General features: G+C 60.2%; 8 protein-coding genes and 1 pseudogene. 2 read left to right on the top strand and 7 right to left on the bottom strand.

Annotated features, from left to right (window positions below):
- Positions 1-304: 304 nt before the first annotated feature.
- The 4 genes and pseudogenes from H9Q16_RS07040 to H9Q16_RS07025 form a co-directional block, all read right to left on the bottom strand.
- A pseudogene (locus H9Q16_RS07040) lies at positions 305-625 on the bottom strand (integrase core domain-containing protein); the annotation flags it as partial.
- The gene (locus H9Q16_RS07035) at positions 609-797 is read right to left on the bottom strand and encodes a sulfotransferase (RefSeq protein WP_216859307.1); all 189 of its coding nucleotides are present in this window, start codon (positions 795-797) and stop codon (positions 609-611) included. The pseudogene H9Q16_RS07040 and the gene H9Q16_RS07035, both read right to left, overlap by 17 nt.
- A 180-nt stretch (positions 798-977) precedes the next feature.
- Complete coding sequence (locus H9Q16_RS07030; RefSeq protein WP_191074614.1) at positions 978-4,418, bottom strand: pyruvate carboxylase; 3,441 nt, start codon at positions 4,416-4,418, stop codon at positions 978-980.
- 99 nt (positions 4,419-4,517) lie between these two features.
- On the bottom strand, positions 4,518-5,684 hold the full coding sequence (locus H9Q16_RS07025) for an alpha-hydroxy acid oxidase (RefSeq protein WP_191074613.1): 1,167 nt from the start codon (positions 5,682-5,684) through the stop codon (positions 4,518-4,520).
- A gap of 159 nt (positions 5,685-5,843) precedes the next feature.
- Here H9Q16_RS07025 and H9Q16_RS07020 point away from each other — a divergent pair, with 159 nt between their 5' ends.
- Positions 5,844-8,261: an ATP-dependent helicase gene (locus tag H9Q16_RS07020; RefSeq protein ID WP_191074612.1), complete on the top strand. Its 2,418-nt coding sequence runs from the start codon at positions 5,844-5,846 to the stop codon at positions 8,259-8,261.
- 335 nt (positions 8,262-8,596) lie between these two features.
- On the opposite strand, the gene H9Q16_RS07015 is transcribed toward H9Q16_RS07020, so the two are convergent.
- On the bottom strand, positions 8,597-8,809 hold the full coding sequence (locus tag H9Q16_RS07015) for a DUF1127 domain-containing protein (protein WP_191074611.1): 213 nt from the start codon (positions 8,807-8,809) through the stop codon (positions 8,597-8,599).
- Positions 8,810-8,953: 144 nt separating this feature from the next.
- Positions 8,954-9,325, bottom strand: a complete 372-nt coding sequence (locus H9Q16_RS07010; RefSeq protein ID WP_191074610.1) for a hypothetical protein — start codon at positions 9,323-9,325, stop codon at positions 8,954-8,956.
- Here H9Q16_RS07010 and H9Q16_RS07005 point away from each other — a divergent pair.
- On the top strand, positions 9,324-10,397 hold the full coding sequence (locus H9Q16_RS07005; RefSeq protein WP_191074609.1) for an Mrp/NBP35 family ATP-binding protein: 1,074 nt from the start codon (positions 9,324-9,326) through the stop codon (positions 10,395-10,397). The two genes, H9Q16_RS07010 and H9Q16_RS07005, sit on opposite strands and share 2 nt — an antisense overlap.
- A gap of 93 nt (positions 10,398-10,490) precedes the next feature.
- Here H9Q16_RS07005 and H9Q16_RS07000 read toward each other — a convergent pair whose 3' ends face one another.
- A complete protein-coding gene (locus tag H9Q16_RS07000; protein ID WP_191074608.1) occupies positions 10,491-11,906 on the bottom strand; it encodes a CAP domain-containing protein in 1,416 nt (471 codons plus the stop codon).
- Positions 11,907-12,180 lie beyond the last annotated feature (274 nt).

Here is a 12,180-nt window from a genome sequence, read left to right as displayed (position 1 = left end):
TGCCAGCCAGATGAGCGGCTTAACGAGGTCAGCTGCGATTGGTGCACTGCGCAGGGAATGGCAGGATAGAGCCTTTCCTCTCATAGCCGAAATTCGCCTCACGCAATGCGACGGGCAGATAGCGGTCCTATAATACTCCACGTGCGAGAGAACTTCTCTGCCTGCCAGCAATCTGCCATCATGTGCGTTTCCCGCCAAAGATGGCTTCACCTAGAAAGTGGAAAGGTTGCTCTTCCGTCGTCACTTCGGCACAAGCAAGGAGCAGCGAACATCCCCGGTGACCTGCCCCCCGCGGCCCCCTCATTCATAGCGAGAGTCTGCGGATCTGGTTTTCATATTCTTCGTCGTCGATTTGGGCAAGCGCGTTGGGCGCGGAGCCCTCAAATTTCTCAAGCGCACGACGCGCTTCGGCGGGTGTTTTGTTCTCCAGTGATGAGTGCGGCCTGACATTGTTGTAGTCGTACAGCCAGAGTGCCAGCTTGCGGCGGGCGTCGTCCAAGCTGTCGAACCATTCTTCGTTCAGCAACTCGTCGCGTAGGCTGCCGTTGAAGGATTCGATGAAGGCGTTCTGCTGGGGTTTGCCGGGATCGATGTAATGCCATTCGACGTCATTCTCGTTCGCCCATGCCGGATTCCAGCACCTTGTAAGAGGGGCGTTCCCAGTCATGGTTCTCATTGTCAAAGAAGTGAAATTCCTTTTTTGCCGAGAGCGAAAGTTGCGAGTGTTTGGATAGATACTTTTGGAGAGCAGTGGTTCCAGCTTTTTGCGCCCCAACAATAAAGAATCTCTGTGGCAAAACTATTCCGTTCCAAATAGGCTTAAGCCAACCTCCCCCAAGTAGGGCTGCCGGTCAACTCTGCACCTATCCTTGCGCCGTGCTGGGGCCTGACCTGCTAAGCGCCGGTGGCTCTAAACTGTCTGGGAGTTAGTACATCTCGCATGGCGGACCTCACGCTCGAGGCGGTGTTGCCATAGCCTATTCCAACTCCACCAGCAGATCTTTCGCGTCGATCTGGCCGCCGGCCTGCACGTGCACCGCCTTTACCACCGCGTCGCGTTCGGCGTGGATGCCGGTTTCCATTTTCATGGCCTCGATCGTCAGCAACAGATCGCCTGCGTGCACCTCCTGACCGACAACGGCGCCGACTGAGGCGACGACACCGGGCATGGGCGCGCCGATGTGGTTGTCGTTGCCCACTTCGGCCTTGGGGCGCTGCAGGGTGGTGGCCTTGACAAGGCGGTTGGGTACGCGGATCACGCGCGGCTGGCCGTTGAGTTCGAAAAAGACCTTCACCTCGCCGTCCTCGTTGGTGTCGGAGGCCGCCTGCATGCGAATCTCCAGCGTCTTGCCGGGGTCGATCTCGGCGCTGATTTCTTCGGACGGTTCCATGCCGTAAAAGAAGGTCTGCGTGGGCAAGGTGCGGACCGGGCCGTATTGACGATGGCGGCCCATGTAGTCGAGGAAGACCTTTGGATACATCAGATAACCTGCGAGGTCTTCGTCGTCGATCTCTTTGCCCTCAAGCTCTTTGGACAGCTCGGCGCGGGTCGCCTCTAGATCGACGGGTTCAAGATGCTTGCCGGGGCGTGCGAGATTGGGCTGTTCGTCCTTGAGGGCTTTTTTGACGATCGTATCGGGGAAACCGCCCGGAGGTTGGCCCAGATTGCCGCGCATCATGTCGATGACTGACTCTGGGAAGGCCACATCGGTGCCGGGGTCTTCGACATCCGCCCGGGTCAAGCCTTGGGACACCATCATCAGGGCCATATCGCCCACCACCTTGGACGATGGCGTGACCTTGACGATGTCGCCGAACATCTGGTTCACGTCCGCGTAGGTACGGGCGACTTCGGGCCAGCGGTCGTCCAGGCCAAGGCTGGCCGCCTGCGCCTTGAGGTTGGTGAACTGGCCGCCGGGCATTTCGTGCAGGTAGACCTCTGATGAGGGGGCCTGCATGCCGGTCTCAAAGGCCGCGTACTGGCCGCGTACCTCTTCCCAATAGTCGGAAATTTCGCGGATTGCCTGCATCGACAGCCCGGTGTCACGGTCGGTGTGCTGCAGGGCCGAGACCACAGAACCAAGGGTGGCTTGCGAGGTATTGCCCGACAGCGCGTCCATGGCGCAATCGACGGCATCGACGCCGGCCTCGGATGCCGCGAGGATCGTGGCGCAGGCAATACCTGCGGTGTCGTGGGTGTGAAAGTGGATGGGCAGGCCGACCTCGGATTTCAGCGCCTTGATCAGCACGCGGGCCTGTGCGGGCTTCAGAAGTCCGGCCATGTCCTTGAGCCCCAGCACGTGGGCGCCGGCGGCTTTGAGGTCCTTGCCCATCTGGACGTAATATTTCAGGTCATATTTGGCGCGGTCGGGGTCAAAGATATCGCCGGTGTAGCAGATCGTGCCTTCGCAGACCTTGTTTGCGTCGATCACGGCATCCATGGCGACGCGCATGTTTTCGACCCAGTTGAGGCTGTCGAACACGCGAAAGACGTCTACGCCGGTCTCGGCCGCCTGACGCACAAAGAACTGCACCACGTTGTCGGGATAGTTGGTATAGCCCACACCGTTCGAGGCGCGCAGCAGCATCTGGGTCATCAGGTTGGGCATGGCGGCGCGCAGGTCGCGCAGACGCTGCCAGGGGCATTCCTGCAAGAATCGGTAGGCCACATCAAAGGTGGCACCGCCCCAGCATTCAACGCTAAAAAGCTGGGGCAGGTTGGCGGCATAGGCGGGGGCGACCTTGATCATGTCATGGCTGCGCATGCGCGTGGCCAAGAGCGACTGATGCCCGTCACGCATGGTGGTGTCGGTAATCAGGAGCTGCCGTTGCTTGCCCATCCAGTCGGCGACCGCCTGCGGGCCTTTTTGTTCCAGCAGGTTACGTGTGCCCATACGCGCCTCTGCGCTGGCATGGGGCGGCTTGGGATCGCGCAGATGCGCGGGGGGGCGTGGGGTATCCTTGGTTTCGGGATGCCCGTTCACGGTGATATCCGCGATATAGGTCAGCACCTTGGTGCCCCGGTCCTTGCGGCGTTTGAAACGGAACAGTTCGGGCGTCTCGTCAATGAACTTAGTGTGGTATTCGTTGTTCAGAAACGTCGGGTGTTTCAGCAGGTTCTCGACAAAGGCGATGTTGGTCGAGACCCCCCTGATGCGGAATTCGCGCAGCGCCCGGTCCATGCGGGCGATCGCCATCTCGGGTGTGGGGGCCTTGGCGGTGATCTTGGTCAGCAGGCTGTCGTAATAGCGGGTGATCACACCGCCTGCGTAGGCTGTTCCGCCGTCCAGACGGATGCCCATCCCGGTGGCAGACCGGTAGGCAGTGATGCGGCCATAATCGGGGATGAAGTTGTTCTGCGGGTCTTCGGTCGTGATCCGGGTCTGCAGCGCATGACCGGTCAGGGTGACGGCGGATTGGTCCGGCTTTCCAGTGGCTTCGGCGATGCTCTTGCCTTCGGCAATAAGGATCTGGGCGCGCACGATGTCGATACCCGTGACTTCCTCGGTAACGGTATGTTCGACCTGCACACGGGGGTTCACCTCGATGAAGTAGAACTTGCCGTCAGCCATATCCATCAGAAATTCAACGGTGCCGGCGCATTCGTAATTTACATGCACGCAGATCTTGCGGCCCAACTCGCAAATTTCGGCGCGCTGGTCCGCGCTGAGGTAGGGGGCAGGGGCGCGCTCAACGACTTTTTGGTTGCGGCGCTGGACAGAGCAATCGCGTTCATAAAGGTGGTAGATGTCACCTTGTTTGTCGCCAAGGATCTGCACCTCCACATGGCGCGCCTTGAGAATCATCTTTTCCAGATAGCCCTCGCCATTGCCAAAGGCGGCTTCTGCCTCGCGGCGGCCCTCCAGCACTTTCTCCTCAAGCTCGCTTTCTGACGCGATCGGGCGCATTCCGCGTCCGCCGCCGCCCCAGGACGCCTTGAGCATCAGCGGATAGCCAACCTCTTGGGCTTGCGCGCGAATGGCGGCCATATCCTCGCCCAGCACCTCGGTGGCCGGGATCACCGGTACGCCTGCGGCCATCGCAACCCGGCGCGCGCTGGCCTTGTCCCCAAGGGCGCGCATGGTTTCAGCGCGCGGACCGATGAAGGTGATACCGTTTTGTTCGCAGGCGTCGACAAATTCGGGGTTTTCGGACAACAACCCATAGCCGGGATGAATCGCATCTGCGCCGCTCGCCTTGGCGACACGTATCATTTCGTCGATGCTCAGATAGGCGGCCACCGGGCCCAGACCTTCGCCGATGCGATAGGCTTCATCCGCCTTAAAGCGGTGCAGGCCCAGTTTGTCTTCTTCGGCATACACCGCTACCGTCTTTTTTCCCATCTCGTTGGCGGCGCGCATGATGCGGATTGCGATCTCGCCCCGGTTGGCGATGAGGATCTTGGCGAAATCGGGCATTAGGGGTCCTTACCTTGCGGAATGTGGCGGCATGTTAGGGATGCTGCGCTGCAGCGCAATACCCAGTATGACGGATTTGTAACTATTCGGGGCGCATCGTCAGGTGTCAGATACGACAGGCTGTATGGCATTAAGGTCAAAGTGGTCCGGCAGATCTCGCAGCGTGCGGCTGCCCAACTGCCCCATGTTGGCCAGCAGGTCGTACCGTAGCACGTCGATAAGATGGTCGATACCTTTGGGCCCCAATGCGGCCAGGCCATAGTGAAAGGCACGGCCCATCATGACAAAATCAGCACCAAGCCGAAGGGCCCGCAATATATCGAGACCTGTCTCGATCCCGCTGTCAAAGATCAGCGGCAGGTTGGTCGCTGCACGGATCGCAGGCAGGGCGTCGATGCTGGCGGGGGCGCCATCGAATTGGCGCCCGGCATGGTTTGAGACCCAAATCGCATCTATCCCGGCCTGCTGTGCCTTGGTTGCATCCTGAGGGCGCAATATGCCTTTCAGAATGAACGGCCCGTCCCAGTGATCGCGCAACCAGCCCACATAGTCCCAGTCGGGCGCGGTGCGCAGCAGATAGCCCACGTGTGCCGTCGGCGGCAGATGCGCCATTTTCCCGTCGACATATTTTTCCAGCGTGCGCATCCGCGGCATGCCGGACCGTATGGTGGCCAGCGCCCAGGCGGGCCGAAGGGCAACCTGGCCAAAAAGACGCGGTGTCAGGCGCGGCGGGTGGGTCAGGCCAGAGCGGGTCTGCCGTTCGCGGCGGCTGGCGACAGGAACATCAACGGTCAGCACCAGCGTCGAAAACCCGGCTGAGCGCGCGCGCTCCAGCAGATCGGCGCGCACCGCCGGGTCGCGCGGCGGATAAAGCTGGAACCAACCGTGATCGCCAAGGTGGGGTCCGACATCTTCGGGGCTCTGAGCCGCTACCGTCGACAGGCAATAAGGTATCCCGTGGGTTGCGGCCGCCCGGGCCAGATGTCCTTCGGCATCGGGCCAGATCAGCCCGGACATGCCAACAGGCGCAATCCCGAAGGGCAGGGGATGGGTATGGCCCAGAAGGGTGGTCGACAGATCCGGTGTCATCTCGCCGCCCAGGACGGCAGGCATCATGCCAATCCGATCCAGTGCGCTGCGGTTGCGTGCCCTTGTCTTTTCATCGCCCGTGCCGCTGTCAAGGTAATCCCAGATAAATCTTGGCAAGCGTCGTCTGGCGCGGATGCGCAGGTCGCTTAGGGCAGGGTATCGGGCGTGCAAGTCCATTGCGGCATAAGGGGCAAAGCGGGCGGGGCTGTCAAATCAGGCGGTCCTGCGGTGGGTCAAGGCCCGCAATAAGCTGAGGTTCGGGATCGTCAGGCAGATCTGCGGAACATTGCGCGAACGCGGGCTTTTCGAGGGCGCGGAATCGCGCTATGGAAGGACATGAGCAGTTTTGACGAAATGGACGCCTTTGAAGGGGCGTCGTTGTCTTCCCGCGCGATGGCCGCCCGGCCACAGCCCTATCTTGACGGGCTCAACCCCGCGCAGCGCGAGGCGGTTGAGAAACTCGAAGGTCCGGTTCTGATGCTGGCGGGTGCGGGCACGGGTAAGACCCGCGCGCTGACCGCGCGGATTGTCCACCTGCTGAATACCGGCACCGCCCGGCCCAACGAGATCCTGGCGGTGACATTTACCAACAAGGCCGCGCGCGAGATGAAAAACCGGGTGGGCCAGATGCTGGGACAGCAGGTGGAAGGGATGCCCTGGCTGGGCACGTTTCACGCCATCTGCGTGAAACTGCTGCGGCGGCACGCCGAACTGGTGGGGTTAAAATCAAACTTCACCATACTTGATACCGATGACCAGTTGCGCTTGCTCAAGCAATTGGTCGCGGCAGAAAACATCGATGACAAGCGCTGGCCTGCGCGCATGCTGTCGGGCATTATTGATGGCTGGAAGAACCGTGCGCTGACGCCGGAAAAAGTACCTGCGGCAGATGCGGGGCTTTATAACCACCGCGGAACCGAGATTTACGACCATTACCAGCAGCGCCTGAAAGAACTGAACGCGGTCGATTTTGGCGACCTGCTGCTGCACATGGTGACGATTTTTCAGACCCATGCGGACGTGCTGGAACAATACCAACGCTGGTTCCGCTACATCCTTGTGGACGAATACCAGGACACCAACGTGGCCCAGTACCTTTGGCTGCGGCTCTTGGCGCAAGGGCACAAAAATGTCTGCTGTGTGGGCGATGACGATCAGTCGATCTATGGCTGGCGCGGGGCCGAAGTGGGCAACATCCTGCGGTTTGAAACTGATTTCCCGGGCGCGCATGTGGTGCGGCTGGAACAGAACTACCGCTCGACGCCGCATATCCTTGCCGCCGCCTCTGGCGTGATTGCCGGGAACGAAGGGCGGTTGGGCAAGACACTCTGGACTGAGGCCACAGAGGGGGAGAAAGTACGCCTGATCGGTCACTGGGACGGCGAGGAAGAGGCCCGCTGGATCGGCGACGAAATCGAGGCGATGCAGCGCGGCACGCGCGGCATGGACCCGATGAGCCTGGATGACATGGCAATTCTCGTACGCGCGTCCCATCAGATGCGCGCCTTCGAGGATCGGTTTCTGACCATAGGTTTGCCCTACCGGGTTATCGGCGGGCCAAGGTTCTACGAGCGGATGGAGATTCGCGATGCCATGGCCTATTTCCGTGTGGTGACCTCGCCCGATGACGATCTGGCGTTCGAGCGGATCGTAAACACGCCCAAACGGGGGCTGGGCGACAAGGCGCAGCAGAAAATTCAGGTCACCGCGCGGCAAAACGGCGTGAACCTTGTGGAAGGTGCGCGCATCCTTCTGGCAGATGGCGGGCTGAGTGGCAAAGGCGCGGCACAACTGCGGCTGCTGATCGACGGCATTGATCGCTGGAACAGCCAGCTGCGCGGGCCCCGCATTGAGGTGGTGCAGGACGATGATCTGATCGATGACGAACAAGGCCCTGTGCGGATGGCATACGCGCCGCCAGAGATCAGCCATGTGGAACTGGCGCAGGTTATCCTCGATGAAAGCGGCTATACCGGGCATTGGCAAAATGACAAGACACCCGAAGCACCGGGGCGGCTGGAAAACCTAAAGGAACTTGTCAAAGCGCTGGAGCAGTTTGAAAACCTGCAAGGGTTCCTCGAACATGTCAGCCTGATCATGGACAACGAACAGGAAGGCGAGGGCGAGAAAGTGTCGATCATGACCCTGCATGCGGCCAAGGGGCTGGAGTTTCCCGGTGTCTTCCTGCCGGGGTGGGAAGACGGCCTTTTCCCGTCACAGCGGTCGATGGACGAAAGCGGGATCAAGGGCTTGGAAGAAGAGCGCCGGCTGGCCTACGTCGGCATCACGCGCGCCGAACAGGTCTGCACGATTTCCTTTGCCGGCAACCGCATGATCTTTGGGCAATGGCAATCGGCCATGCCGTCGCGGTTTATCGATGAATTGCCCGAAGAACACGTCGAAGTCCTGACGCCCCCTGGCCTTTACGGCGGCGGCTATGGCGCGGCGATGCCCAAAAGCAACCTTCACGAGGCGGCCGCAGAGGCGAATGTCTATAACTCCCCCGGATGGCGGCGCCTGCAGGCCCGTGCGGGAGAGCGCGGCATGAGCCAGCCCAAGGAAACCCGCAACATGACGATCGACCTCAACGCGGTCAGCAGTTTCGTGATGGGCGAGCGGGTGTTTCACCAAAAGTTCGGCTATGGCAGCATCATCGGCATCGAGGGCGACAAGCTGGAGGTCGACTTTGAAAAAGCAGGCATCAAGAACGTGGTCTCCCGGTTTCTGACGGGATGCGACGACGTGCCCTTCTGAGGGGAATGTTCCCGGCGACAGCGCCCGCACAGGTATTTTCAAAAGGGTGAAAACAGGGCGATCCTCTGGATTTCACCCTTTTTTAAATACCTATCCTGCCCTGACCTCGTAAGGCACCGTTTCAGTCTTGTGGCGCACAAATCGATTTTTCTTCTTAGAAAAAGAAACGGCGACACCCAGGGAGGTGGGTGCCGCCGCTCTTTGCGCAGCCCAAAGCAAAGGGAGGTGGTGTGCCTCGGGTCTGTGTCGGGTCCGCCGCAAAAGGGGAGGAATGTGCGGACCAGGGTATTGACTGCGGCATCGGGGAGGCGATGCGGGCAGCCAAATCTCGAATGTCAGCCCCAGGTCGCTTCGCGTGCGACGCGGTCCAGGTCTGCACGATGCAGGCCAAGATCGTCCAATTCGCGATTGGTCAGGTTGCTGAGCTCACTGTAGGTCTCGCGGTACAGGCGGTGTTGCTTGTAGCGATCCGTGAGGGCACCGATTGCGGTGCCGACGCGAGCGAAAAAGGTTGCAGCGGGTGCGTTCGTAACGTTCAGATATGCCATTTTGGCGCCTCTTAAATTCTAGTTGTCCGTTTCGGATAATGGACAAATACGTTCTTTCCGCCGCCTTACAACATGCATCGGCGCAAACCCGTTATGCACTGATGGCATGGATGAGATTGACGTAACGTATTGTTTACATGGCAATTAAATCCCACAATGAACACCGCGCGTCCAGCTTGCATTCAATGGTCTGCCAATAAGCGAAAAAAAATGCGGCGACACCAGGGAGGGGGTGTCGCCGCTGAAAACAGATCCGGTTAAGGGAGGAGAAAACCGGTCTGGATCATTTCCAGGACTGCCTTGTTCAAGCTGTCCGATGCACTGGATATGGGGCAAATGCTGCGGATGCACAATGATTTCCTTTGCAATGCTGCTATGCAGCAATTGCATAGTGACTTGAGGTCCACATTCTGCGCCTTCCGACGGAGGGCCGCAAAATGCCGCGCCCCCTTGTGCTTTGGGCAGAACCTGCCATTTCAGGGAAAACTGCGGAACCGTTGCAAGGAGAGGGACCATGCCTGTCACAAAGTCAGATGTCGAAGCCGCATTGGCACGGGTGGCATTGCCCGACGGCAAGAGCCTGATTGACCATGATCTGGTGCGCGCGCTGACCGTCGATGGCGATAAGGTACGTTTCGTGATAGAGGCGCCCAACGCTGACGTCGCCAAAGCCATGGGGCCACTGCGGGATGCAGCAGAGCGCGTTGTCGCTGATCTTCCAGGCGTGGCGTCGGCCACAGTTGCCCTGACGGCCCATGGGCCTGCCGCCAAACCTGCCAACCCGCCCAGTCTCAAGATCGGCGGGCATCCCAAACCGCAGGAAGGGCCGACAAAGCCCAGTGGCGTGCAGCGCATTCTGGCGATTGCCTCGGGTAAGGGCGGTGTGGGCAAATCGACGGTCAGCTCGAACCTCGCCGTGGCGCTGGCCCGGCAGGGCCGCAAGGTGGGCTTGTTGGATGCCGACATTTACGGCCCCAGCCAGCCGCGGATGATGGGTGTCAACAAACGCCCGGCCAGCCCGGACGGCAAGACGATCATTCCGCTGCATGCCCATGGCGTGACGCTGATGTCCATCGGTTTCATGATGGAAGAGGGCAAGGCCGTCGTCTGGCGCGGCCCCATGCTGATGGGCGCTTTGCAGCAGATGCTGGGGCAAGTGGAGTGGGGAGAGTTGGATGTGCTTCTGGTCGACCTGCCGCCGGGCACGGGCGATGTGCAGCTGACACTGTGCACCAAATCGGAACTGACCGGTGCGATTGTCGTCAGCACGCCGCAGGATGTGGCACTGATTGATGCGCGCAAGGCGATTGATATGTTCAACACACTGAAAACCCCGGTGCTGGGCCTGATCGAGAACATGAGCAGCTATGTCTGCCCGTCGTGCGGGCACGAGGCGGATATTTTCGGCAGCGGCGGTGTAGCAGCTGAGGCCGAGAAGATGGGGGTGCCCCTGCTGGGCAACCTGCCGATTGATCTGGACACGCGACTGGCGGGCGATAGCGGAACGCCGATCGCCGCAGGAGACAGCCCTATGGCCGATGCCTATGCGCGTATCGCCGAGGGGTTGATCAAGGGCGGCATGGCCTGACCTGACGCAGGGCGTGAGTCTGCCAATGTGAACGAACAGGGGCCCACCTTTCGGCGGGCCCTTTTTTGCCAGCAGATGACTGTTCAGACTTGCTCAGAAGGTAAAGTCTGTCTGATCCAACTGGTTCAGTGAGACATCCAGCAGCAGAATGGAGGCATTCTGCCCGGCGGATATCAAGACGTCCTCGCCCACTTGGGTCGCGTGGTTGCGCAGAAGGTCGTTGAGGTCGGTGATCGAGGCCACATCGCTCAGGTCGATCCGCTCAAACCGGTTGTCGGCGGCAAAATCCCCGATGGTGTCATTGCCGAAACCACCAGCGACATCCTCAAACACGAAGGTGTCCGCGTTGAAGCGGCCGAACAGCTGATCATCGCCCTGTCCGCCGTTAAGGGTATCAAACCCTGCTCCGGCCTCCAGCAGGTCATTGCCCTGTCCGTCGATGATCAGATCGTTGCCGCCGCCGCCATAGTTGCGGTCGTCGCCGGCCTGACCGTACATCACGTCATTGCCGCTCATCCCGAAAAGCGCGTCGGGGCCTGCCCCGCCTTCCAGCGTGTCATTGCCAAAGTCGCCGAACAGCCTGTCAAAGCCGTCGCCGCCGCGCAGTACGTCGTCGCCCGTACTGGCAAAGAGGTTATCGGCCTGGTCGCCGCCTATCATGGTGTCATTGCCTGCACCCCCCTGCAGCGCGTCAAACCCGGCCCCGCCAATCAGCAGGTCATTTTCATTGCCGCCGCTCAGGCTGTCGTTTCCAGTCCCGCCGTTCAGAGTATCATGGCCGCCATCTCCGATCAGGAAATCGTGGCCTGCGTCCCCGGCGATCTGGTCATTGCCGTCATGGCCACGCAGAACATCGTTCCCGTCATTGCCATTGATGCGGTCATGGCCGGTGCCACCCGCGACGCTGTCATTCCCGCTGCCGGCAACAATCGTATCATTCCCGGCCTGTCCCTGGGCAATGTCATGCCCGGCACCGAGGATGGCATGATCGTCACCTGATCCCATGTTCATGTTGTCGTTTCTGGTCGTGCCCATCAGGTCGTGATCGGTCCGACCGCCGGTGTTACCGAAGTTCTGCGTGACCAGCACCGACTGATACGAGCCCGCTGTGCCATATGTTAAAGGACCGACGGTGATGCCCAGACCGACATGGGTATAGTCGGGGTCCAGAATGTTGGCGCGGTGACCGGGGCTGTTCATCAGCCCTTCGTGAATCAGGCGCACCTCGTCATAATAGCTGTCGGATCCCATGACGGACTGCGCGCCGATATTTTCACCGGTCGACCAGGTGCCGTTCAGTTCGAAACCGGCCGATTCCATCCGCCCGCGCGAGCTGGAGCCATTGACCCCGGTATGGCTGAAGGTGTCGGCGTTCGTCATCCAGCGCGAATGGGCATCCGCAGAGGTATTGAGGTTCAGTTCCAGTGTCAGGGGATTCAGGCCATGTTCTGCACGTTCTTGATTAACAAGCTGCAAAAGATAGCGCTCGAGTGCCGAGGCAATCGTCATCAGGTTCGTCCTTGTCTACGGGCCCCGGGGGCAGGGGCTTATTTCAGGACTGAGCGGGGGCACACTCAGTGGGTCTGTCAGAACTAAGCGGGATTGAGGTCAGGAATTTAGCTGCTTTCGGGCGATTTTGGGGCAATTGCCCCTAATCGTTTTCATCTCTTGCGATGGCATCCCGTGACAACGCAAGACTATGGCACCGCTGACGCCGACCTGTGGCGCGTTGTTGCCAAACCCCGCAAATCGGCGCGCGCATTCTTGCGTAGCGGCTGCGACT

Origin of the sequence: Sulfitobacter aestuariivivens (assembly GCF_014763045.1) — a bacterium.
In the GTDB taxonomy this organism is placed as follows: Bacteria; Pseudomonadota; Alphaproteobacteria; order Rhodobacterales; family Rhodobacteraceae; genus Sulfitobacter; species Sulfitobacter aestuariivivens.
The sequence above is the reverse complement of the archived record's forward strand: the minus strand, read 5'-3'. Positions and strand labels throughout refer to the sequence as shown.